Below are 25,286 nucleotides of genomic sequence, written 5' to 3' on the forward strand. Positions count from 1 at the left end.
CTGGTATTTTATACCAGCATTTTTTTATTTTATTTTTTAATATGATTTAAATTAATAATGAATATTATTAAATTTGTTGAATATAGGGTATAATATAAAATATAATGTATTTAAATGTACTTGCTTTTATGGTAAAATAAAAACTTATATAAATATAGTTAAAATAGGAACCTTCACAAATTTGGTTCAGTTTTAGATAAATTTAGTAAAATAAGGAGGATGAAGATGAAAGGTAATATAACGATAAAAGATGTTGCTAAACAAGCAGGTGTGTCAATATCTACAGTATCTAGAGTTATAAATGATTCAAAACCTGTGACTGACGAAGTCAAACAAAAAGTTTTGGAAGTTATAAAAGAAACTGGATATATACCAAATCCACTTGCGAGAAGCTTAGTAACTAAGAAGAGTCAATTAATAGGGGTAATAGTTCCAGAAGTTTCAGATTCTTTTGTTAATGAGGTATTAAATGGGATAGAGGAAGTTGCTAAAATGTATGATTATGATATTCTTTTAGCTAATACATACTCTGATAAAGAACAAGAACTTAAGAGTATAAATCTATTGAGAGCAAAACAAGTGGAAGGTATAGTTATGATTTCATGGGTAGTTGAACAAGAGCACATCAACTATATACAAAATTGTGGTATACCAGCAACATATATAAGTAAAACTGCTAGAGATTATGATATATATACAGTGAGTACTAGTAATAAAGAGGCTACTTTTGACATGACAGAACATCTTATAAAGAAAGGTCATGAAAAGATAGCTTTTATAATGACAAGTAAAGATGATACTGTTTTAGAGATGGAGAGACTTTCAGGTTATGAGAAAGCACTTTCAAATAACAACATAAAATTGGACAAGAGTTTAATTAAATATGGTGGAACTGATTATGAAAGTGGATACAATAGCATGAAAGAATTGTTAGAAGATGGAATAATACCTCACGCAGCTTTTGTAACAGGTGATGAGGCTGCTATAGGTGCTATAAATGCTATCTGTGATGCTGGATATAAGGTTCCAGAAGATATATCAGTTGCAGGATTTAATGATGTTAAGATAGCTAAAATGTATAGACCTAAACTTACTACAGTATATCAACCTTTATATGATATGGGAGCAGTAGCAATAAGAATGGTTATAAAGTTAATTAACAAAGAAATAATTGAAAATAAGAAAATAGAATTACCTTATAGAATTGTTGATAGAGAAAGTGCTATAGAAAGAAAAAAATAAAACCATTAAAATAAATCAGGTAGTGCTTAAAGCACTACCTGATTTTTATGCCAATAATATTAAGTTTAATAAATATTTAGTAAAAAATAATTTTTTTGGTTATCTAATTGGTTTATTTTTTATTCATGAGGATTGGATTTCTTAGTTTTCTTAAATAAACCTTTAGATTTTTTTTGTTGACCATTTGGAGTATTTTTTGGTGCAGGTGAACTTGGTTTACCTTTAGTAGGTTTAGTTTTCTTAGTTTTAATTGACTTAGTATCTCTTTGAGTCTCTGCATCTGAAATTTTTTCCATTATATTATCTAATTTTTTGCGTTGATTCTCATCTAAAAATGCTTTGAATTTTGATACTACTTCATCTCTTCCATCTAAGTTTTTACCTATTTTTATAAGTTCCTCCATAAGTTCACTCTCTGATTTTCCTTTGTAATTATCAGCAATCTTTTCTATTTTATCCTTATCAATATTTTTTTGTTTAGCCATTTTTTCCAATGACTCTGTATCTAATTTTTTCATAAAAAAACCCCTTTCTATAAATATATATTGAATTATATTCATACTATTTATATATAGAAATAATATTGAAGTGGTGAATTGTGAGTGATATATAATATAAATAAAAATTCTTATAGATAATATATATGCACTGAGCTTTAAAAATGGAACATTAAAATATGAAAAACATACTTTAATATAGGGCAATTATATAATATAAGGGGGAATTGTCTTGAATAATTTACTATTTTTGATTGGAGTGATTGCATTGAGTAATGGTAATATCTCTATATTTGATGATAAAAATAAATCAAAAGGAAATAATAGAGTTAGAAAAAACAAAAAAAATGCAAATGAGAAACCATCACAGTCTACACATGGAAATTTAAGGTTTGATGCAAATGATATAAAAAGAGGTTTGAGGCTTATGGATTTAAGTGAAGAAGATTTAGAAATGGGAATGGAAATAATAACAAGAACTAAAAAATATATGTCAAGAGACGAAAGAAAAATACTAATAAAAATAGAAAGTGTTTTAGACTTAGTTAGAGGCATAAAAAAATTAAATAATATAGATTTAGTAGATACAGAAGATGAGACAGATTTTTTCAGAAAAATGGATAGTGATGATAAAAAGAATATGATGATAAAAGAAATTATAGATGTATTCCCTGAAAAGAGAAAAAATTCAGTTGAAAAAGCTATAGGAATGAAAAAGAAAATAGATTTATTTGCAGAATTATTTTTGCCAGATGACTTTGGGGAAGGTGGATTTAGTCTAAGTTCTTTAGCAAATATAAATAATCTAGGTAGTATGAATAACCTTAAATTGCTAGGAAGTCTTTTAAGAGGTGATGATAGTAATGATGAGGAAGAAGATAATAGTGAAGAATTAGATTATGATGAAGAAGACTTGGATTATGAGGACGAAGAATCAAACTCTGATGAAGAGCTAATAGACGAAAGTGAGACATATGAAGAAGAAGAATTAATTGAAGAAGAAGAAATATACGATGATGTCGAAAATGATGAAGATTTAGTGTATGATGAAGAACTATACAATGTAAATGAGCAAAAATCTGAGCGTAATTATAATGAAAAAAATACTAAAAATAGAACTAAGAGAAAGAGATAATTTAATTAACTACATAAAGAGAAAAGGAAGAAAAAGTAATACTAGAATAAGTTTATCTTAATTACTATATAAAACCACTTTAAAAAATTCGAAATTTATTATATAATAATAATATGAAATCCTGAAACATACGATAAGGCTTTTTTAAATTCAACCTACAAATGAAATACGGGAGACCGTGTCTAGTAAATTATAACATGCCTGTTTAGTTTGGACGTTAAAAGTTACTGGCAAGTCACCCACCTGGGAGTGCCTAGGGTGTGAATTTACTTAGCCACCGGTGTTTCGGGACAAAAAAAGTGCTACTATTTCAAATAGTAGTACTTTTTTTATTAAAGTGCATTTTTCTACTAAATATATCTAATTATTGATAAATTTAAAAAGCCAAGTAACAATTAAGTTTATAAGAGCATAGTATTAATTAGGCTTCAAAAAGCCGAAGACTTAATTAGAATAGCTTACAGGGAGGGCAATGAAAAATGCAAGATTATAAAAAAAATAAAAGAAGAATGATAAATCAGCCAATGCCTACAATTAGTGAGGAAGAAGTGTATACAGAGGAAATGAATTCAGAAGATATGAGAGGATTTAAAAAATCACATCATCATAATAATGGATGTAATAATGATAATAAGTGTGAATGTCATGATGATTGCAAACCTAATCCATGCAATCCATGCAAACCTAACCCATGCAATCCATGCAAACCTAATCCATGTGATGACAATTGTGGATGCCATGACAATTGTAAATGTGATTGTGAACCATGTCAAATGGATTCAGATGAATGTTTTGAAAACAAATGTGGACCAAATTGCTGCAATGCTATATCACCAAGAAACTTCTCAGTATCAAATGCAGTGCCATTTGCAATAGAGGCTAATAGAATATTTGATACTATGCAATTCCAAACATTTACAGATGCAACTGGACCAAATGGAGAACCATTAACTTTTGAAACAGAAGTAGTAGAAGTATTTGGTTCAGTTCCAAGTGCAGGTCAAGCAAGTGTAACTATAGAAAAAATATGCTTAAGTAATGATGGAATAGTTATAGACACTGGAATGACAACTTTAGAAGATTTCGATTTAGACCCATTAGGAGATATAGTAGGAAGAAATTGTGAAACAACTTTTGAATTTGCAGTATGTGGCGAAAGAAACGCTGAATGTTGTAGACAAGGAAAAGGAAAATCAGTAGCTTATAAACAAAGAGGATTAACTGTAGCAGTTCGTAATTTAGTACTAGAGCTAAGAGGTAGATGTGGATGTACAGAATTCGTTGCATTAGCTTTCCCAGCAGTCAGAGCAGGAGGTGGATGTAAGAGAAGAGTTGATTATGTAGAATTTACTTTTAACACACTTTCAGCACCAATATGCTTACCAGCTGACGGAAGAGCTGTTACTCTAAGACAAGAATATCAAACTAACTTAACTGTAGATTGTATAGGAAAATCTATATTAAAATTAGAATGTAACGAATGTTGTGAACCTTTCTATGAATTAATAATACCAAATGATATAGATTTAGTACTTTGCTTACAAGAAACAGTTAGCACATTAATAAGTGAACAAATAGTAGTTTTAGCATCACCAAATCCAATCGAACCAAGACTTGTTGATACTTTCTCTAAAGTATGTGATTTTTCGCAATGTGGACCTAATCATGGAAGTGGAAAGCCTAGTTGCCACAGATAGATAGGTAGATATATAGACAGTTTAAATTATAAATAAAAATCATCTAAGGAAGGCTACCAATGTAAATTATTTACTTTGGTAGCCTTCACGTTTTTTATAACTAGCGTATAGATTTTAGTGATTTAAAAAGTACTATAGTATGTAATAGACAAGTAAATATTGATACTATTGTCATTGTATATATGTATGCGTAAATATTAAGCCCTGGTATAGGAAGAAATACATATAGAGCTACAAGTTGAATTAACATACCAATAATAGTATTTATACTTGAAGCTAACTCTTTTCTTATTGAATGTAAAATGCCAGATAGAGTTTGATTTAATGACATAAATAATGGAACTAAAAACATAGCTTTTAAATATTCTCCAGCAAGTTTATTCTTAAATACTAGTACACATAAATCTTTACCAAAGAAATAAAAAAATATTGATGATAGTATACCTACAAATAAAGTTAGAAGCACGGAATATTTGATTTTTTTTAATACACTCTTACGCTTTCTTAGTGCCATTTCTTGTGATATAGTAGGTATCAAGTTTACAATAAGTGCTGAACCAACAGTAAAAGGTAAAAATATAAAAGGCATTACCATTCCACTGACGACACCATACATGCTTAGTGATTGCTGATAAGTCATTCCTGATAATGCTAATCTTGATGGTATCATCATAGAGCTAATAGACTGTAAAAGTATGTTTGACATTCTATTACAAGTTATAGGAATGGACATTTTCAATGTTTCCATTGAAGAACTATAAAAATCTTTAATACTTATAATATACCTATTGTCAAATGATGAATCTCTCCATAAGCAAATAAGCATGAATATAATATTACTCAATTCACCAATAGATATACCTAATAGGGCAATATAACAATTCATAGATTTATTATTTATGTACATAACAAGTAAAAAAACAAATAAAATCTTACCAATTTGTTCAATAATTTGTCCAATAGCAGGGATTTTTACATTCTTTATACCATAATAATATCCTCTTAGTACGTTTGAAAGAGTTATTATAACTATAGCAGGACAAACTGCTAGTATAAATAGGTTTAATTTAGCATCTTTTAAAAACTTAAGTGATAAAAAAGAGCTATTAAAGGATGCAACTATAGATATAGCTAGTGCTACGAAAAATGATATATATAAAGTTGATATAAATAAAGCATTGGTATTGTGTCTATCGTTTAAAGCTTTTCTCTTTGCGACTAAACAACTAAGTGCAGTAGGTATACCTGTCGTTGTAACAGCTAAGCAAATCATTAAAAAGTTGAAAATCATATGGTAAATACCTAGACCTGTTTCGCCCAAAGCCCTTGATAAGAATATTTTATATAAAAAACCAAATATCCTTACAATAAAATTAGATATAAATAGAATAACTGTTGATAGTACTAAATAAGGTACTTTCAAAAAAATCACCTCCTTATCTTTTAAATATATTCACAAGGAGGTGTAAAAATTTATAATTTTATAAATTCTGGTTTCAATTTATTAAATTTAGATACATATTTAAAGCCCATGCTTTTTAGTAATGAATATATGTAATCGAATTCACAGGCAATCTGACTTACATGATGTGAATCTGAACCTGTAGTTATGATTTCTCCTCCCAAGTCTTTATACATCTGAAGTATATATCTAGATGGAGTTAAGTCTGGAAGGTTATATCTGTAGCAAGAAGTATTTATCTCAATACCTTTACCATCATAAATAGCTTGTTTAAGCGTTTCCTCAATTATATCAGAAAACAATCTATCCTCTAAAATAGTATCATAAGGTGCATATCTTTTAATTAAATCTAAGTGACCTAAAATAGAGTAATCCTTATAATTCTTAACAATATTATATAAGTAAAGGTAGTAATTTTCATAAACTTCATGCTGAGTTTTATCTTTAAAATAACTACCAAGATATAAGTCCATTGTATCTATAGCATGAATAGAACATATTATAAAGTCTAGTGGATATTGATTAGCTTCTTTTCTATAGGTATCCATTAATTGAGTTTGAACCCCAAACTCAATTCCTTTTTTTATTGATATTTTATCTTTATATTTATTTTGAAGCATTTTTAGATTTTTAAAATAATCTTCATAGACAATTGAAAAAGAATCATCAGCATAAACATCATAATCAACATGGTCTGTGAAACAGATTTCATTTAAACCAAGTTCAATAGATTTTCTTACCATTTCTTCCATTGTAGATTTTCCGTCAGTAGAGAAACTTGAGTGCATGTGATAATCGTAAAACATAAATATTTCCCCTTTTTATTAAAATTTTGGTATTATATATACATACTAAATAATATCAAATATATGTGAAAGCATCAATAAAATATAAATACAATGAGCGGTGATAAATGTGGAAAAATACAGAATAGATTTAAGTGAAAAGAAGTTAACTAAATATATACAGATATTTAATCATATAAAAGAATTGATAACAGATAAGGAGCTAGTTGAACATGAAAAACTTCCTCCAATAAGAAAACTATCAGAATTTCTACAAGTAAATAATACTACAATAGTTAAAGTGTATGAGCTTTTAGAGAATGAAGGGTATGTATATAAAATTGTAGGTAGTGGAACCTTTGTGTCAAGTTCTAATTCTTATAAAAATAGTGTAGACAATAGAAAAAATAAAAATATTGTGCAAAGAAAAGATTTAATACATTTTGATAATGGAAATCCATCTAATGATATGTTTCCTATTAATTCATTTAAAAATGCTGTAAATATGGCATTATCTAAAGATGGGAGTTCGATATTTGATTATGATGAAGGTCTTGGTTCCGAAGAATTAAGAGAAAAGATGGTGGAATATCTAAGTGGAGGTAGTATAAAAACTACCAAAGAAAATATTCAAATAATATCGGGGGCTCAACAAGGTATAGATATAGTTTGTAAAGGACTTATAAGCTATTCAGATGTTGTCTTTATGGAAGAACCTTCTTATAATGGAGCGATTGAAGTATTTAAAAGTAGAGGTGCAAAAATAATATCTATACCCATGTTAGATGACGGAATTGATATAGGTATTTTAAAATTAAAATTGGAAAAAATAAAACCAAGACTTATATATATTATGCCTAATTTTCAAAATCCAACAGGAATATCTTATTCAACATACAAAAAAAAGAAGTTGATAGAATTGGCAGAAGAACATGATTTTTATATAATTGAAGATGATTTTATAAGTGACTTTATATTTGAATCAAAAGATAATAGAACGGTTAGAAGTTATGATGATAAAAATAGAGTGGTGTATATAAAGAGTTTTTCAAAAATACTTATGCCAGGTCTTAGAATAGGAATTGTAGAAATGCCAAATGAGTTGTTAAAGAAGGTTTTATGGGCTAAATATTCTTCAGATATATCAACCCCAGGTCTTATTCAAAAATCAATGTATTACTATATGGAGAATTTTGATTGGAAAAATTATTTGAGCCATATAGAGAAGATATATACTGATAAATACAAATTGGCAAAAAGCTTGATTAATAATAAATTGAGTGGTAAATTAAAAGTTAGAAAATCTTGTGGAGGAATAAACTTTTTTTTAGAATTACCAAGAGGATATACATCCCAAGCATTTACAAGTTTTATGTTAAATAAAGGGGTGTCTATGCTTCCAGGGACTTATTTTTTTGACAATTTAGTAGATGATAGATTTTTTAGAATAAATATAGCTCGTCCAAGTATGGAAGAGTTAGAAAAAGGGATAGCTATAATAAGTGATAATATAGATGAGTTTTTTTGTGAATATAAAAACAAGTTAGAGATAAAAAGCAATAAATTATTTTATTAAATAAATAGAGGTCTTTAGGAGGAAAACATGTTTGACAAAAAGAAATTAGATAGGATTAATGAATTGGCAAAGAAAAATAAAGAGGGAGTTCTTTCTGATGATGAAATCAAAGAAAGAGAAATTTTAAGGAAAGAATACTTAGAAAATTTTAGGGCACACTTTAAATCAAGACTTGATAGTGTTAAGGTAGTTTCACCAGAGGAATATGAACAGTATATGAAAAATAATAAAAATTAAAACTTAATAGGAGGAAAACATGAACTTAAAGCATGAATTTAAGAATGCATGGGATGTTGAAAGAAAAGAAAATGCTATTGAACAAGTTATGCAATATTCTCGCAATTATATAGATTTTTTAAGTAAATCAAAAACTGAAAGAATTTCAGTAAAAGAAATTATAAAATTAGCTAAAGAAAATAATTATATTTCAATAGATGAAGCTATGGAAAAAGGAAGTATAAGTAGTGGTGACAAAATTTATGTTATAAATAAAGAAAAGGCGGTAGCACTTTTTGTAATAGGTAAAAATTATATAGAAAAAGGTATGAAAATTATAGGTAGTCATATAGACGCACCAAGATTGGATTTAAAGCCAAATCCGCTATACCAAGAAGGAAATCTAGGTTTCTTTAAAACTCATTATTATGGAGGAATAAAAAAATATCAGTGGACAGCTATTCCTCTTGCTTTACATGGTATAGTTATATTAAATGATGGAACGAAAGTTGACATATCTATTGGAGAAGAAGAAAGTGACCCAGTATTTTGTGTGACTGATTTATTAATTCATTTAGCTGGAGACCAAATGCAAAAGAAACTATCTGAAGGAATTAGTGGAGAAGCTTTAAATATATTAATTGGTAACATGCCTTTAAATGATGAAGAAAAAGAGCCTATAACAGCAAATATATTAAAGATTTTAAATGAGAAGTATAGCATAGTTGAAGAAGATTTATTAAGTGCTGAAATTGAAGTAGTTCCAGCTGGTAAAGCTAGAGATTTAGGTTTTGATAGATCAATGGTATTAGGATATGGTCATGATGATAGAGTATGTTCATATGCTGCTGTGAAAGCTATATTAGAAACTGAGCAACCAGAATTTACTTCAGTTACATTATGTGTGGATAAGGAAGAAGTTGGTTCTCAAGGTAATACAGGTATGCACTCGAAGTTTTTTGAAAATACTGTGGCTGAGCTAATTGCTTTAGAAGGCGATTATTGTGATATTAAGGTAAGAAGAGCTCTAGCAAACAGTAAGGTTTTATCAGCTGATGTTGCCGCTGGATATGACCCAAATTTTAGAGAAGCGTATGAAAAGAGAAATTCTGCATATATGGGAAATGGAATAGTTTTAAATAAGTATACTGGCTCAAGAGGTAAGGGTGGATGTAATGATGCAAATGCAGAATTTATGTCAGAAGTAAAAAGAATTTTTAATGAAGGAAATGTAGTATGGCAAACTGCTGAACTTGGAAAAGTTGACCAAGGAGGTGGCGGAACTATAGCTTATATATTAGCAAATCAAGGTGCAGAGGTTATAGACTGTGGCGTTGGAGTTTTAAATATGCATGCACCACATGAGATTGTCTCTAAGGTAGATATATATGAGATGTACAAGGGATATAAGGCATTTTTTAATATCAACTTATAAATAAATATAAGAATAATAAGTGAATAAAGACCATTGTATAAACGATTTTAAATTGTTATACAATGGTCTTATTTTTTTGTAAAATAATAAAATAAATTGACAACGATTTCATCTTGTTATAATATGTAATAAAGAACTTGTTATATAATGTTATAAAAATGTTACATAGGGAGGTGAACAAAATGGATGAAAAAAAACAAAAAAAAGAAATGAATTTAGAAGTAAATTCATTTGTTCCTTTATATCAACAGCTATATGACAACATAAAAAAACAAATAGCATCTGGTATATATAAGCCAGGAGATAAACTTCCATCTGAAGTAGACTTGTGTAAAGAATTTAATATAAGTCGTATAACTGTGAGAAATGCACTTAATGAACTTGTGAAAGAAGATATATTGTGTAAAAAACGTGGTAAAGGAACTTATGTAACAATACCAGAGAGAATAGAAGCTACATGTGCAGGAAATAGTTTTACTAATTCTTGTCATCGTATTAATGCAAAACCAAGTACACAAATAATCTCTGTTTTAATAAAAAAAGCTGATAAGCAAGTGGCTGAGGCTTTAAGTATTGAGCTAGAGGAAAAGGTAATATGTATTAAAAGACTTAGATTAATAGATGAAGTACCTGTTATATTTGAGGTTGACTATTTTAGAATAGATTATATGTTTTTATTAAAAGAAGAATTAGAAGATAAGTCTTTAATGGAAGTTATATCTAATAATATAAGTACATTGCCTAAGCGTGTAGAAAATATATTTGAGGTAAAACATTCAAATAAAGAATACTCTGAACATCTTAAGTGTGCAAGTAATATGCCATTATTGAAAGTCAGACAATCAGTGTATACAGAAAATAATGATGTTTTATATTACAATGAACAATTTATAAGAAGTGACAAATATAAATATGCAGTATCAGCAGAAATATAGTCTATATTTTAGTAGGAGGACAGATATGAGAAAAATAATATTGGCATCTCATGGAGAATTTTCAAAGGGGCTTTTAGATTCAGTAAAAATGATAGTAGGAGATTTAGCAAACTGTGTTAGTTCTTATAGTTTGTGTCCTGGACAAAGTGCTTCAGATTTTGCTTTAGAATTAGAAAAAATGATATTAGAAGATAAAGAATGTGAATACATAATTTTATCTGATTTATATGGTGCAAGTGTATGCACTGCAATGTTGAGATTAACTAACTTACATAATGTTAAATTATTCTCTGGAATGAACTTGAATATGGTATTAGAACTTCTTACAAGATTTTCTGATAAATTGACGGCTGAAGATGTAGAAGAATTAGTGAAAGAATCCAGAATGGGAATACAAAGTGTGACATTACAAATTAAAGAAGAAGAGGTATTTTAGTTTATGGAAAAAAAGGGAATATTATCAGTATTTAAAAATAAGAAGCCAATTATAGCAATGATACACTTAAAAGGAGATACTCCAGAAGATGTCTTTGAAAGAGCTAAAAAAGAGATTACAATTTTAGAGGAAAATGGTGTAGATGGAATAATGCTAGAAAACTACTATGGCAATTACTATGATTTAGAAAGAATACTTGAATATGTATCAAATGCTAATTTGTCAATACCATATGGAGTAAACTGCTTAAATGTTGATACTATGGGATTTGAACTGGCAACAAAATATAAGGCAAGTTATATACAAGTAGATTCTGTGGTGGGGCATGTTAAACCTAGAGATGAGGCAACATTAGAAGAATTTTTTAAATTACACCGTTCAAAATGCCCAGCTTATTTAATTGGAGGAGTGCGATTTAAATATCAACCAGTACTATCAGAAAACACTGTCGAAGAAGATTTAAAAATAGGTATGACAAGATGCGATGCTATAGCAGTTACAGAGGATGCTACAGGGCAAGAAACATCAATAGAAAAGATAGAGTTATTCCGTAAAAATTTAGGAGATTTCCCATTAGTTATAGCTGCTGGAGTAACTTTAGAAAATGCAAAAAAACAACTTAAATTAGGAGATATGGCTATAATAGGAAGTTACTTTAAAGATAATTATAAGGATTTTGGGGATGTTAGTGTAGAACACGTGAAAACATTCATGGATGAAATAAAAAAAATTAGGGAGGAATTATAATGATTAAATTAGTAAGAGTAGACCATAGACTTATACATGGGCAAGTAGCATTTACATGGACAAAGTTTTTAAGTACGGATTGCATATTGATAGCAAGTGATGAATTATTAAAGGACGAATTAAGAATGGCAGGACTTAGAATGGCTAAACCATCTAATGTTAAACTTGTAATGAAAAATATAGAAGATTCCATAAAAGCACTTAATTCAGGAGTTACTGATAAATATAACTTATTGATACTTTGTGAATCTGTAGAAGATGTTTATAAACTAGCTAAAGAGGTAAAAGCTATTAAATCTATAAACCTTGGTGGAACAAAATCAGAAGATAATCGTAAAAATATATCTAAGGCAGTGCATGTATCAAAAGAAGATATAAATATGATTAAAGAATTAGATTCAGAAGGCGTGAATGTATTTGTACAATTGGTTCCTGATGATGATGCTACAAATGTAATGAAATTAATATAGTTTTAGGGGGATGAAAATGGAATTTACACAAATTATTCTGATAACTCTAATTGCATTCTTTGCATATATGCATTGTTTTGTAGGTTCTACAATGCATAATAGACCTATAGTTGTTGCACCACTTGTTGGTTTAGCACTAGGTAATCTACAAACAGGTATAATAATAGGCTCAACATTAGAGCTAGTATTTATGGGAGCTTTTCCAGTTGGAGCAAGTAACCCTCCTGATTTTGTATCTGGTTCTATTATTGCCACAGCATTTGTAATATTAACTGGTCAAGATGTATCAGCAGCGGTTGTGCTTGCAGTTCCTATAGCAACTTTAGTATTGCTTATAGATAATTTCTTAATGACAGTAGTACTTACATGGGGAGCTCATATTGCTGACCGTTATGCAGAAGAAGGGAATATTGAAGGAGTAGAGTGTGTCCAATTATTATTTGCTATAGGAAATAAATTAATATTAGCAATAATAGTAGGTATAGGTTTCTCATTAGGTGTTCCAGTAATAGAAAAGATACTTTCATTTATACCATCATATGTAACTCATGGAATGGATGTTGCAGCAGGTGTTATACCAGCAATAGGTTTTGCTATGTTAGCTAGAATGATGCTTAATAAGAAAACAGTAGCATTTTTATTATTAGGATTTATATTGGTTGCTTATCTAAATATAACAGTAACAGGAGTTGCATTATTTGGATTAGCAATAGCTTTAATATATGTTAACTTTGTAGGAGATAAGGAGGTAGTAGTAGATGACAACGAATTCTAAGAAATTGGAGACAATTTCACCAGATAGCAAAATAACGAGGAAAGACTTTTGGAAATGTTTTAGAAGGTCTTTAACATTAGATTCATCTTGGAACTATGAACGTATGCAAAATATAGGATATGCATATATGATGGCACCAATAATTCGTAGATTATATAAAGATGATAAAGAAAAAAAATCGAAGGCTTTAAAAAGACATCTTGAATTCATGTCAGTTACTCCTCATATAAGTACTCTTTTGGTAGGTATATCTGGAGCTATGGAAGAAGAAAATGCAAAGAATGAAGAGTTTGATGCAAATAGTATAAATGCTGTTAAGTCAAGTCTAATGGGTCCAATTTCTGGAATAGGAGATTCGTTTTTCTGGGGTACATTAAAGCTTATAGCAGCTGGAGTTGGTATAGCTTTAGCTTCTCAAGGAAATATAATGGGGCCAATTCTATTTCTTTTAATAATAAATATTCCTCATTTCATTATTCGTTATATATGTCTAGATAAAGGATTTAAGTATGGAACTCAATTTTTTAAAGATGTAAGTGGTTCAAATATAGTTTCAAAGGTTATGGAAGCAGCTTCGATGTTAGGGCTTATGGTAATCGGAGGGATGACTGCCTCTAATGTAATGTTAAAGCTTAGTGTTAATGTAGGTAGTGGAGAGTGGGCAGAGCCTATTCAAACTTACTTGGATCAAATAATGCCATGTATGCTTCCAGCTATGATATTTGGTATTATGTATTGGTTATTAGGAAAAAAGGTAAAGACAACTACAATATTAATTTCTGTTATAATTATTTGTATAGTATTAGCAGCTATTGGAATAGTATAAGCAAAATTAAGAATATAATTTATAAGTATTAAAAAAATCCCAAGTTCATTTGAACGAGGGCTTTTTTTTACTAAATTAACTAAACAAGAAACTTGTTACATAGTAATTTATGACTATTTATGTGATAACTACAGTTAGTTTATTCATTAGTCATATAGTATAGAATTAAGTATCTTATATTATAATTATTATATTATGATTTCAAAGTACTCACATAATCTGTTTAGGAATTTATCTTCTAAAGGAGAAAATGTTTTCTTTTTTGAATAAATAAAGAAAAATTTTCTAGTAAAATCAATGTTTTTTATTTTATAACATTTAATCTTGCCTGCATTTAGATAATCAATAGCTGAGATATAAGATATAAAAGACACACCAAGACCAAGTCTAACCATTTCTTTAATAGCCTCATTTGACTCCACATGGGCTATTATATTTAATTTATTTACAGGAAAGTTATTTTTGCTAAGTGTGTTTAGTATTAAATTTCTAGTACCAGAGCCTTCTTTTCTCATAATAAAATTTAAGTAAGCCAATTCTTCTATATCAATTTTATTATCTTTATTATCAATTTTAAAATCTGAAGGAGTGATAAGAACAAGCTCATCATCTAATAAGTCTAGGTATTCTATTTGAGGATTGTTAACTTTAGAACCAACCAATCCAAAGCTTATTCGTTCATTTAAAATTTCTGATATAGCATATTGAGAATCATAATGGCTTATGGAAAATTTTACGTCTGGGTAACTCATGGAAAAACTCTTCATAAAATCAGGTAAAATATAAGTTTCAGGTATAGAACTACATGCAATGTCTATAATACCTTCTATTTTTCCTGAATATTCTTTTATATCATAAATTGCACGTTTGCAGTTGTTTAATATATATATAGCATGTTCATAAAGAATTTCACCAGATTTTGTGAGTGTAATCACTTTGTTACTTCTATTTATAAGTACAGTTTCTAACTCTCTCTCTAAATTTTGTATATGTGCACTTACAGTAGGTTGAGTTAAAAAAAGTTCTCTTGCAGCTTTTGAAAAACTTTGATGTTTTGCAACAGCAACAAATACTTCAAGTTGTTTAAAATCCATTATTTAATCCTCCTTAAATTATCTAAAACTATTATAACATATTTGATAAATTAATAGTCAAAGGTGATTTTTAAAATAGAAAACCTTAAAATATTCATGGAGTTTTTGATTGTTTAGGAATAATTTGGTATAATGTTATAAGGATGTTTACCTTAAACATATCGTAAATTGAATTTTCAAAATTCAACTTTAAAATATATTTTATTACAGAAAAATTACAAATAGCTTCTTAATCTTATTAAATTCAAATAAATATTATATAATTATTTTATAATATAATAAATATAATTATTGAGAAAAGAGATAATCGTACATTGAGATATAGATAAATATTATATAATTTGAGAAAGGAGGATTGATTTATGAAGTTAAAAAAGTCATTAGTTTGTGTAACTATTTTAGGTATTGTACTTGTTGGATGTCATAAAGAAACCACTAAAGAGAAAAATCAAGTAGCAAATAAAGCAACACAACAAAAAACGATGACAAAAGTTCAAAATGATGTTAATGAAATCATGAGTAAAGATTATAAGTTTGTTATAAGAAACATGGGAATACCTTATAACACAATTTACTATATAAAACCTAAAGATTTAAAGGAATCAAATACAATGCAAGATATAAATACATCAAGTTATATGACATTAGTTTATCCCAAGTATACTGGAAATAATGAACTAGATGGAAGTGCTTTATACATTGATATTAATAAAAATAAAGTTGTTAATGTTGAAACAAACTCATTTTCATCACAAAGCACTATAGATATTGATGCTAATGCTAGTATTATGATTGAAAAAAGCGACCATGAAAAATCGGCTGTATCACTAGAAAATTTTAGAAAGATTGACTTAGGAGAGTATATTGGAGCTGATGAGTCTAGGATAAATGAAATTGTTGGAGATGCAAATTATGAATTAACAGCATATAATCATGAAGGTAGCAAAGTAGTTAAAAGTTATAGATTAAAAGAAGATAATAAGTTATTAAAAAAAGAAGAGCTTACAATAAGTATCGCAGATAATAAAATAAAATCTATAAAAACTATTGAAAGTGATAAAATTGTAAAAATAATAAAAGGAGCTTTAGTAGAATAATGGATTTTAAGGCATACAAGACTGTTTCAAGATAGAAGTAAATTTCTAGCTGGAAACAGTTTTTTTATAAGATTTATAAAATTTAGTACATATTAGTTATAAATAATTTTATAAACTTTATTAAATTTGAACTGCACTTATAGATAACAATTAGTTATAATTAAATATAAGATAAAGTTATTTCTAAATTTTTCAATCTATAACATACTACATTGAAATGTTTTAAATAAAAAATATATTGGGGAGTATTTAAAATGATAGAATTAGCAGATGCCATAAAAATTATTGAAGAGAATGTTGTACCAATAAGTAGGGTGAAGAGAGTAAATCTTATGAATGCAGTAAATAAAATAGTTGCAGAAGATATATATTCAAAAATTGATAGTCCTCCATTTGATAGGTCGCCATACGATGGTTATGCATATAATGCAAATTCTGAAAATAGAAACTTAAAGGTTATAGGGACTTTATATGCGGGAGAAATATTTGACAGTGTATTAAATAAAAATGAAGCAGTGAAGATAATGACTGGTGGTAAAATACCAAGGGGCGCAAACTGTGTAGTAAAAAAAGAAGATGTAACTGTTGTAGATGATGTGATAACTTTAAATGTGAAGTTGAAGGAATATGATAATTATATATTTAAGGGTGAGGATATAAAAAAGGGGCAATTGATTATTAATAAAAATCAGGATATAGGGTATGATGGATTAGGAGTACTAGCAAGTCTTGGAATATCTACAGTAGATGTGTACGATGATTTAAAAGTTGGAATTTTGAATACAGGAACAGAATTACAAGATATAAATGAGAGTTTAGAAGATGGTAAGATATACGATAGTAATAGATATACATTGTATTCAAAACTTCTAAAACTTGGCATAGAGGCAGATACAATATGTAATTGTTCTGATGATATGTTAGAGTTAGAAAAAATAGTAAAGAACATGTTGGAAAGGGTAGATTTTTTAATTACAACAGGTGGTGTGTCTGTTGGAGATAAGGATTTAATTCCAGATGTATTTAAAAAAATAGGTGCAAAAGAGTTATTTTGGAAAATAAACATTAAACCTGGAGGAGCTTGTTATGTAGCTACATTAGGAGAAAAACTGCTATTTGGGCTTTCTGGAAATCCGCATGCAGCAATTGTGGTATTTGATAATGTGGTGGTTCCTGTGATTGAGTATTTGACATATAAGAAAAGAGAACATTATATAAAAGCTATATTTAAGGGCGAATTTAATAAACTTTCAAATAAGGATAGATTTGTAAGTGGAAAATTATATACAAGTGAAGGTAAATTATATGTAAAATTAAATGATAAGAAAGAGGCTAAAGCTAGACTGTCAGCGACATTGAGAAGTAATTGTATGATAAAAATAAAAAAGGACGAAACAATAAAAGAAAATCAGTTAGTAGATGTTGTTATTAGATAGTTTTATGAGAGGAAGTAAATTTTATGTATAATATATTGTCAGTTGTATCCTATTCTGGGGTAGGAAAAACTACATTAATTAAAGGTATAATAAAAGAATTAAATAAAAAAGGATATAATGTTGGAGTAATTAAGCATACATGTCATGACTTTGATATGGATGAAGAAGGTAAAGATACTTACAAACATAGAAAATCTGGTGCGAAAAAGGTATGTATAATATCAGATAAACGAGTTGCATATATTGAAGAACTAAAAGATAAGAATCCATTATACGAAATGATTCAGTTGTATAGAGATGTGGATTTAATTATTATAGAAGGATATAAAAATTATAGGTTTAAAAGATTGGAGATAACTAGAAAGAATAAATATGAGGATGTTTTATCAAATAAGTCTGATTTGATAGGAATTGTTAGTGATATAGAATATGATTTAAATATTAAACAATTTAATTTAATTGACTATAAAAATATATCAAATTATATAGAGTATTGTATAAAAAATGATATTTTAAGTATAAATGATATTGAAATAAAAAACATATTAAAAGAATAATTTTAAGATACTCTTTTGATATAAAATGGTATAATTATTTATATAAATAAAGATATGAGAAATTTATCAATCGTATTTTGAATTATAAAATATCAAAGAAATTGTAGGAGGAAAAATATGAAAAAAATATTAGTAGCATGTGGGGCAGGAATTGCAACATCAACAGTAGTTTGTGATAGAGTAGAAAGATTAATTAAAGAAAATAACATACAAGCAGAAGTTATACAATGTAAAATTGCTGAATGTGCAACAAAACAAGAGGGTGCTGATTTAATAGTATCTACTACTATATTACCAACAACTTACAATATACCTGCTATAAAAGCAACAGCATACATAACAGGTATAAATACAGCTGCTTTAGATAAGAAAATATTAGACGAACTGAAATAGTTTTGTATTTGTAAAAAAATATTTAGTATTAAATATAGAGTTGTATCTTTGTAAGAATTTATTTATAGAGATATAGCTCTTTTATATTGTTTTAAAGGAATAGTTAATAACATAAATATTCAATTTTATGAAAAATATTGATTTATGTTGTAAGTTTATAAAAGATTTAAAATTGTTGTTATGTTATACTATTTTATGGGTATTTTTTAGAAGTATCAATGAAGGAGGGATTTAATACTTATGATAAAACAATTTATAAAATATTATAAGCCGTATAAGAAAATTTTTACACTAGACCTTATAGCAGCTTTTTTATTTTCCTTATGTGATTTAGTTTATCCTATGATAACTAGAAATATAATGGATGATATTGTTCCAAATAAAAATTTAAGAATGTTAGTAGTTTTTGCAGTAGCACTTATACTTATATTCATAGCAAAAGCAGGACTTAACTATTTTATGCAGTATTGGGGGCATGTTATAGGTGTAGATATGCAAGCTGATATGAGAAATGAAGTATTTACACATTTACAGAGGCTTCCAAATACGTATTTTGATAATAACAAATCTGGGGTAACTATGTCTAGAATAGTAAATGACCTAATGGATATAACAGAACTTGCACATCATGGACCCGAGGATTTATTCATTTCTATAGTAATGTTAGTGGGTTCATTCTTTATACTTATAGATATAAATATTCCTCTTACTCTCATAATATTTGCTATATTACCATTTATAATTTGGTTTGCAATAACTAAAAAAGATAAAATGAATGTTGCTTTTATGAAGAGTAGGGTCACTATAGGTGATGTGAACGCTACCTTAGAAAACAGTATAGCAGGTATGAAAGTAACTAAGTCTTTTTGTACTGAAAAAGAAGAATTAAATAAGTTTGTAAGAAGTAATAAGTTATTTAGAAGAGCAAGACAAGATTCTTATAAAGTAATGGCAGAATACTACTCTGGTATGAACTTATACATGGATATTTTAGAGTGGGTAGTTGTCATCGCTGGAGGTTACTTTACTTATCTTGGAAAAATTACGCTGGGTGATTTTGCTGCATATATATTATATGTAAAAATGTTTATACAACCTATGAAAAAATTGATAAACTTTACAGAGCAATATCAAAATGGTATGACAGGGTTTAAAAGATTTATAGAAATAATGGAGCAAGACCATCAAAAGGAAGTTAAAAATCCTGTTGAGCTTGAAAATGTAAAAGGTAATATTGAGATAGAAAACATATCTTTTACTTATGAAGATAAGACTCAAGTGTTAAATAATTTGAGTTTATCCATAAAAGCTGGTAAGACGATAGCATTGGTTGGACCTTCTGGAGGAGGAAAGACTACATTATGTAATCTATTACCAAGATTTTATGAATTTGATGAGGGTGATATAAAAATTGATGGAAAGAGTATAAAAGATGTAAGTTTAAAATCATTGAGAAAAAATATAGGAATAGTTCAACAAGATGTATTTTTATTTACAGGAACTATAAGAGATAATATTCTTTGTGGAAACCCTAATGCTACAGATGAAGAGATGATAGAAGCAGCTAAAAAGGCGAGAATACATGATTTTGTGAAGACTCTACCAGATGGATATGATACTTATATAGGTGAAAGAGGAGTAAAATTATCAGGTGGACAAAAACAAAGAATATCAATCTCAAGAATCTTTTTAAAGAATCCTCCAATAATAATATTGGATGAGGCCACATCTGCTTTAGACAATGTAACAGAAAGAGAAATTCAAGAGTCTTTAGAAGAATTAAGCAAAGATAGAACAAATTTAGTTGTTGCACATAGATTAACTACTATAAAAAATGCTGATGAAATCATAGTATTGACAGATAAAGGAATTGAAGAAAGAGGTACTCATGAGGAGTTAGTAAATAAAAATGGAGTATATAGTAGATTACACAATAACTAGTGTATAAATTTTATACAATAACTAACATATACACCAAATTTATAAACATAGAATATATTAAGATTCATAAATCAAATTCATTTTATATTAATGAGCGGTTTTATGAAAAAATGTATTCTATGTTTTATTTTTTGCAAATTACAATTAATTCGATTTATAAGAATAGTGATAAATAGCCAATAATTAGGATAACGTTTTTCTGAAAAGAATAATTTAGAAAGCTAACTTTAATTTATAGAATTTATAGAATTTTATGAAAAAAATCGCATTTTGACTTGAAATGTTTTTCAAAAGTAGTAAAATAATGGATAACTATACATACATTGTATACAAATATATTTATTATGAGGGGGGATTTTGTATGGAGGCAATAACAGCTTTTTGTCTGGTTTTAGTATCATTGACGATAGGAGATGTAGTTTCAGCAAAAACTAAAGCTTTTGTTCCATCAGTTTTTGTATCAGCAATTATATTTATAGTAGGATTTTGGACTTTTTTCCCAGAAAATATAGTAGACTTAGCTGCTTTAGGAACACCATTAGCCCAATTGGGAATGCTTTTATTAATAACACATATGGGAACTATGATGAGTATTAAGGAATTAGCAGGTCAATGGAAAACAATCGTAATAGCTTTAGCAGGAATAGTAGGAATATGTGTAGGGGCTTTAGCATTAGGTACAGTAGTATTTGGATGGGATACAGCGGTAATAGCTACACCTCCTCTTACTGGAGGACTAGTTGCATCTATAATGATGGCAGATGCTGCTACAGCAAAAGGTCTTGCAAGTTTGGCAGTACTTGCAATTTTAATGTATGTTGCACAAGGATTTGCAGGCTATCCTATTACAGCACTAATGCTTAAAAAAGAAGGAAAAAGACTTTTATCAGATTTTAGAAGTGGAAAAGTAACAACAAGTAAAGTTGAAGAAAAAACTGAGAATGTACCTGAACAAAAAAGTAGATTTAAGATAATTCCAGATTTACCTGAAAAGTATGATACAACATATATGATAATACTTAGATTAGGATTGGTAGCATGGTTAGCAGTACAATTTACAAATCTTACACATGAAGTTGTATCTAGATATGTTATATGTTTAATATTTGGTGTAATAGCGTCAGAACTTGGAATAGTTGATAGAAAACCTCTTAACAAATCTGGTTCATTTGGATGGTTAATGACATCATTAATGGCTTTTATATTTGCAGGTTTAGCAAAAGCTACACCAGCAATGCTTGCTGAAATGGCAGTTCCTCTTGTAGGAATCATAATATTTGGTGTAATAGGAATGGGGATATTCTCTATTATAGTAGGTAAACTTTTAGGTGAAAGTAAGGAAATGGCTTTTTCAGTTTCTCTTACAGCACTTTACGGTTTCCCACCAAACTATATATTAACCGAAGAAGCAGTAAAGGCTCTAGCTGAAACACCAGAAGAAAAAGAATTCTTAATGGATAAGATGCTTCCAAAGATGCTTGTTGGAGGGTTCACTACAGTTACAATAGCTTCTGTAGTAATAGCAGGTATATTTGTAAATCTAATATAGCATTTAATAATTATAAGAAATATTTTAAATAATAAGAATATGTACTACTTGGAGGTCTGGAATGGATATTAAAGAAATAACAAAAAGTTATAAAGACTATGTAATTAGACTTAGAAGGGAATTTCATGAAAATCCTGAGAAGAGTATGGAAGAAATTAGAACATCAAAGAGAGTCAAAGAAGAACTTGATAAAATTGGAGTACCATATGTATCAGCTGGAGGTACAGGTGTAATCGCAACTATAAAAGGAGCTAACTCAGGAAAAACTGTAGCACTTAGAGGCGACATGGATGCACTACAAGTTGTTGAATGCACTGATGTAGAATATAAATCAAAAAATGAAGGACTTATGCATGCTTGTGGTCATGATGGTCATACATCAATGCTTTTAGGAGCAGCAAAAGTACTAAATGATATTAAAGATAGTATTAATGGAACTGTAAAATTATTTTTTCAACCAGGAGAAGAAGTTGGTAAAGGTGCAAGAGCTATGATTAAAGATGGCGCCATGGAAGGTGTAGATAGTGTATTTGGAATACATCTTTGGACTGATGTGGAATCTGGAACTATATCAGTAGAAGAAGGACCGAGAATGGCTTCTGCAGATTTCTTTAAAATCACTGTAAAAGGTAAGGGCGGTCATGGTTCTCTTCCTCATCAAGGGGTAGATGCAGTACTTGCAAGTTCAGCTATAGTTATGAATTTACAATCTATGGTTAGTAGAGAAGTAAGTCCTTTAGAGCCATTAGTTGTAAGTGTTGGAATTTTAAATTCTGGAACTAGATTTAATGTAATAGCAAGTGAAGCTACCTTAGAAGGTACAATAAGACTATTTAATCCAGAACTTAGAAAACAAATTCCTTCAATTCTAGAGCGTATAGCAAAATCTACAGCAGGAGCATATAGGGCAGATGCTGAATTAGAATATGGATATCTAACACCAGCAGTTATAAATAACAAAGAATGCTCAAAGATAGCAACAGATGCAGCAATTAAGCTATTTGGAGAAGAATGTATAACAATGTTTGAAAAAGTAACTGGAGCAGAAGATTTGGCTGAATTTATGAATATTGCACCTGGTGCACTAGCATTTGTCGGAGCTAGAAATGAGTCAAAAGGAGCTTGTTACCCTCATCATCATGGATGTTTTAATATAGATGAGGATGCATTAGAAATTGGAACTGCTTTATATGTTCAATATGCAGTGGATTTCTTAAATAAATAAGTTTAATATACTATAATGAAAAAGTAGAGACTAAGTTTATATCTCTGCTTTTTTATTGTCTATAATTTTTATAAGGATTGACTATATAAAATATATATGATAGGATAAAAGAAAATGATAATCAATATCAATTAAAAAGAAGGTGATTTATTTGAATAATGTAGTGTTTGCATTTTTGATAACACTATTGGCAGGGTTGTCTACAGGTATAGGAAGTTGTATAGCATTTTTTGCTAAAAAAACTAATACGAAGTTTCTTTCTATAAGCTTAGGATTTTCTGCTGGTGTTATGATTTATGTGTCTATGATAGAAATTTTTCCTAAAGCACAAGACGCTTTAACAAAGTCTATGGGAGAGAAAATGGGAAGTTGGGCAACTGTAATAGCTTTTTTTGCAGGGATGGCTATCATTGCAATTATTGACAAGTTAATCCCTCAAGAAGAAAATCCACATGAGATAAAGAAAATGGAAAATATAGAAGAACAAAATATCAAAAGAAATAAATCTCTTTTGAGAACAGGCATATTTACAGCAATGGCTATAGCAATTCATAATTTTCCAGAAGGTTTAGCTACATTTATATCAGCTCTTGACGATGTTACGATAGCTATACCAATAGCTATTGCAATAGCTATACACAATATACCAGAAGGTATATCTGTATCTGTACCAGTGTATTATGCTACAGGAGATAAGAAGAAAGCTTTTTATTATTCTTTTTTATCTGGTATGTCTGAGCCATTAGGAGCAATTATTGGGTATGCGCTTCTTAGAAATTTCTTAAATGATATAACTCTTGGAATTGTATTTGCAATTGTAGGAGGAATCATGGTGTTTATATCACTTGATGAACTGTTGCCATCAGCTAGAGAGTATGGTGAGCATCATTTATCTATTTATGGTTTGATTGCAGGAATGGGTGTTATGGCTATTAGCTTACTGTTATTTAAATAAGCTTTTAGATATCTGATTGTAACCTAAAATTAATATCAAAATGATATAATTATTTAAATAGATTTTTTAGATATTTGAAAATATCATTTTGGAGAGTGAGTATTATGAAAAAGAAAATAAGGTTCAAATTTGACTGGTATAGCTCACCTGATAAGATAGAAAAATGGCTAGAAGAAATGGAACTGAAGGGATATAATTTATATAAGATAAATAAACTTGGTGGAATATTTTATTTTCATAAAGGAAATCCAAGAAAAATAAAATACGCTGTTGATTACTACTATGATGCAGGAAATAATTATTTCAATGAACATAAATCAAAAGATTGGAATCTTGTGTTTAGGAGTATTGGTAGCTTTATGGGGACATCTTCATGGTATGTATGGTCTAAAGAGTATGAAGATGTACCTCCTAAATTATATAGTGATTCTGATAAACAAAATAAAGTAAAATCAATTTTGTTTATGAACATATTTATATTCTTTTTATTAGTAATAATATTTATATATTTATTATGTGTTGAAATAAGTAATCTATCTAGTGGTTATGGAGTATCTATAACTGCTATTGTACTACAGATTATGTTATTAGTTTTATATACAGTACAGTTATATAAGAGACTAATGTATTATTTAAGACTTAAAAAATTTAAATAAATATAATAGAGTATCTTGAAATGACTTTTAAAATATTTTAGGGTACTATTTTCTATTCGTAAATATTGTTTTTAATACTTTTAATTTTTATTGTTAAATTGATATATCAAAACAACAGCTATATAAAATTGAATATTGATAGAAATAAT

At 28.5% G+C, this 25,286-nt stretch carries 25 protein-coding genes and 1 other RNA gene; 22 read left to right on the top strand and 4 right to left on the bottom strand.

Annotated elements, in window-relative coordinates; all coding sequences use genetic code 11:
• Positions 1-219 precede the first annotated feature (219 nt).
• Positions 220-1,242, top strand: a complete 1,023-nt coding sequence (gene ccpA, locus ACTG47_RS05340; RefSeq protein WP_479926389.1) for a LacI family transcriptional regulator CcpA — start codon at positions 220-222, stop codon at positions 1,240-1,242.
• A gap of 119 nt (positions 1,243-1,361) precedes the next feature.
• On the opposite strand, the gene ACTG47_RS05345 is transcribed toward ccpA, so the two are convergent.
• Complete coding sequence (locus ACTG47_RS05345) at positions 1,362-1,760, bottom strand: hypothetical protein (RefSeq protein ID WP_479926390.1); 399 nt, start codon at positions 1,758-1,760, stop codon at positions 1,362-1,364.
• A 211-nt stretch (positions 1,761-1,971) separates the two neighbouring features.
• Between ACTG47_RS05345 and ACTG47_RS05350 the strand changes: the two genes are divergently transcribed.
• From ACTG47_RS05350 to ACTG47_RS05360, 3 genes are all read left to right on the top strand, one after another.
• Positions 1,972-2,874 carry a hypothetical protein gene (locus ACTG47_RS05350; protein WP_479926391.1) on the top strand — a complete coding sequence of 301 codons (903 nt, stop codon included), beginning with the start codon at positions 1,972-1,974 and terminating at the stop codon, positions 2,872-2,874.
• Positions 2,875-2,989: 115 nt separating this feature from the next.
• A non-coding RNA gene (gene ssrS, locus ACTG47_RS05355) (6S RNA) lies at positions 2,990-3,170 on the top strand.
• 183 nt (positions 3,171-3,353) lie between these two features.
• A complete protein-coding gene (locus ACTG47_RS05360) occupies positions 3,354-4,571 on the top strand; it encodes an exosporium morphogenetic protein CdeC (RefSeq protein WP_479926392.1) in 1,218 nt (405 codons plus the stop codon).
• Positions 4,572-4,671: 100 nt separating this feature from the next.
• On the opposite strand, the gene ACTG47_RS05365 is transcribed toward ACTG47_RS05360, so the two are convergent.
• Together ACTG47_RS05365 and ACTG47_RS05370 are read right to left on the bottom strand one after the other, a co-directional pair.
• Positions 4,672-5,994, bottom strand: a complete 1,323-nt coding sequence (locus tag ACTG47_RS05365; protein WP_169466333.1) for a polysaccharide biosynthesis protein — start codon at positions 5,992-5,994, stop codon at positions 4,672-4,674.
• A gap of 50 nt (positions 5,995-6,044) precedes the next feature.
• Entirely contained in the window at positions 6,045-6,839 is a 795-nt protein-coding gene (locus ACTG47_RS05370; protein WP_479926393.1) for a histidinol-phosphatase HisJ family protein, read from the bottom strand.
• A 109-nt stretch (positions 6,840-6,948) separates the two neighbouring features.
• Here ACTG47_RS05370 and pdxR point away from each other — a divergent pair, with 109 nt between their 5' ends.
• From pdxR to ACTG47_RS05415, 9 genes are all read left to right on the top strand, one after another.
• On the top strand, positions 6,949-8,394 hold the full coding sequence (gene pdxR, locus ACTG47_RS05375; RefSeq protein WP_479926394.1) for a MocR-like pyridoxine biosynthesis transcription factor PdxR: 1,446 nt from the start codon (positions 6,949-6,951) through the stop codon (positions 8,392-8,394).
• Between the two features lie 27 nt (positions 8,395-8,421).
• The gene (locus ACTG47_RS05380) at positions 8,422-8,631 is read left to right on the top strand and encodes a DUF896 domain-containing protein (protein WP_021383914.1); all 210 of its coding nucleotides are present in this window, start codon (positions 8,422-8,424) and stop codon (positions 8,629-8,631) included.
• A 19-nt stretch (positions 8,632-8,650) separates the two neighbouring features.
• On the top strand, positions 8,651-10,045 hold the full coding sequence (locus ACTG47_RS05385; protein WP_169466320.1) for an aminopeptidase: 1,395 nt from the start codon (positions 8,651-8,653) through the stop codon (positions 10,043-10,045).
• 182 nt (positions 10,046-10,227) lie between these two features.
• Positions 10,228-10,980, top strand: a complete 753-nt coding sequence (locus ACTG47_RS05390; RefSeq protein WP_479926395.1) for a GntR family transcriptional regulator — start codon at positions 10,228-10,230, stop codon at positions 10,978-10,980.
• A 25-nt stretch (positions 10,981-11,005) separates the two neighbouring features.
• The gene (locus tag ACTG47_RS05395; RefSeq protein WP_169466316.1) at positions 11,006-11,416 is read left to right on the top strand and encodes a PTS sugar transporter subunit IIA domain-containing protein; all 411 of its coding nucleotides are present in this window, start codon (positions 11,006-11,008) and stop codon (positions 11,414-11,416) included.
• Positions 11,417-11,419: 3 nt separating this feature from the next.
• Positions 11,420-12,163, top strand: a complete 744-nt coding sequence (locus ACTG47_RS05400) for a BtpA/SgcQ family protein (RefSeq protein ID WP_479926396.1) — start codon at positions 11,420-11,422, stop codon at positions 12,161-12,163.
• Positions 12,163-12,633, top strand: a complete 471-nt coding sequence (locus ACTG47_RS05405) for a PTS sugar transporter subunit IIB (protein WP_479926397.1) — start codon at positions 12,163-12,165, stop codon at positions 12,631-12,633. Before ACTG47_RS05400 ends, ACTG47_RS05405 begins: the two co-directional genes overlap by 1 nt.
• Positions 12,634-12,649: 16 nt before the next feature.
• The gene (locus ACTG47_RS05410) at positions 12,650-13,408 is read left to right on the top strand and encodes a PTS mannose/fructose/sorbose/N-acetylgalactosamine transporter subunit IIC (protein WP_479926398.1); all 759 of its coding nucleotides are present in this window, start codon (positions 12,650-12,652) and stop codon (positions 13,406-13,408) included.
• Positions 13,392-14,234, top strand: a complete 843-nt coding sequence (locus tag ACTG47_RS05415; protein WP_169466309.1) for a PTS system mannose/fructose/sorbose family transporter subunit IID — start codon at positions 13,392-13,394, stop codon at positions 14,232-14,234. The genes ACTG47_RS05410 and ACTG47_RS05415 overlap by 17 nt, the downstream gene beginning before the upstream one ends.
• A gap of 188 nt (positions 14,235-14,422) precedes the next feature.
• Here the strand turns inward: ACTG47_RS05415 and ACTG47_RS05420 are convergent, their stop codons facing one another.
• Complete coding sequence (locus ACTG47_RS05420) at positions 14,423-15,328, bottom strand: selenium metabolism-associated LysR family transcriptional regulator (RefSeq protein ID WP_169466307.1); 906 nt, start codon at positions 15,326-15,328, stop codon at positions 14,423-14,425.
• Between the two features lie 362 nt (positions 15,329-15,690).
• Between ACTG47_RS05420 and ACTG47_RS05425 the strand changes: the two genes are divergently transcribed.
• From ACTG47_RS05425 to ACTG47_RS05465, 9 genes are all read left to right on the top strand, one after another.
• A complete protein-coding gene (locus ACTG47_RS05425; RefSeq protein WP_479926399.1) occupies positions 15,691-16,425 on the top strand; it encodes a hypothetical protein in 735 nt (244 codons plus the stop codon).
• Between the two features lie 254 nt (positions 16,426-16,679).
• Positions 16,680-17,861: a molybdopterin molybdotransferase MoeA gene (locus ACTG47_RS05430; protein ID WP_479926400.1), complete on the top strand. Its 1,182-nt coding sequence runs from the start codon at positions 16,680-16,682 to the stop codon at positions 17,859-17,861.
• A gap of 23 nt (positions 17,862-17,884) precedes the next feature.
• The gene (gene mobB, locus ACTG47_RS05435) at positions 17,885-18,418 is read left to right on the top strand and encodes a molybdopterin-guanine dinucleotide biosynthesis protein B (RefSeq protein WP_479926401.1); all 534 of its coding nucleotides are present in this window, start codon (positions 17,885-17,887) and stop codon (positions 18,416-18,418) included.
• A 117-nt stretch (positions 18,419-18,535) separates the two neighbouring features.
• A complete protein-coding gene (locus ACTG47_RS05440; protein WP_169466299.1) occupies positions 18,536-18,811 on the top strand; it encodes a PTS sugar transporter subunit IIB in 276 nt (91 codons plus the stop codon).
• A gap of 240 nt (positions 18,812-19,051) precedes the next feature.
• Positions 19,052-20,752 (top strand): ABC transporter ATP-binding protein, encoded by a 1,701-nt coding sequence (locus ACTG47_RS05445; protein WP_169466297.1) that lies wholly within the window; start codon positions 19,052-19,054, stop codon positions 20,750-20,752.
• A 361-nt stretch (positions 20,753-21,113) separates the two neighbouring features.
• On the top strand, positions 21,114-22,301 hold the full coding sequence (locus tag ACTG47_RS05450) for a hypothetical protein (RefSeq protein ID WP_169466295.1): 1,188 nt from the start codon (positions 21,114-21,116) through the stop codon (positions 22,299-22,301).
• A 61-nt stretch (positions 22,302-22,362) separates the two neighbouring features.
• On the top strand, positions 22,363-23,526 hold the full coding sequence (locus ACTG47_RS05455) for a M20 family metallopeptidase (RefSeq protein WP_479926402.1): 1,164 nt from the start codon (positions 22,363-22,365) through the stop codon (positions 23,524-23,526).
• Between the two features lie 151 nt (positions 23,527-23,677).
• On the top strand, positions 23,678-24,481 hold the full coding sequence (gene zupT / locus ACTG47_RS05460; protein ID WP_169466291.1) for a zinc transporter ZupT: 804 nt from the start codon (positions 23,678-23,680) through the stop codon (positions 24,479-24,481).
• A 104-nt stretch (positions 24,482-24,585) separates the two neighbouring features.
• The gene (locus ACTG47_RS05465; protein ID WP_479926403.1) at positions 24,586-25,137 is read left to right on the top strand and encodes a DUF2812 domain-containing protein; all 552 of its coding nucleotides are present in this window, start codon (positions 24,586-24,588) and stop codon (positions 25,135-25,137) included.
• Positions 25,138-25,286: the final 149 nt, after the last annotated feature.

The organism is Clostridioides sp. LIBA-6622, from assembly GCF_056716095.1.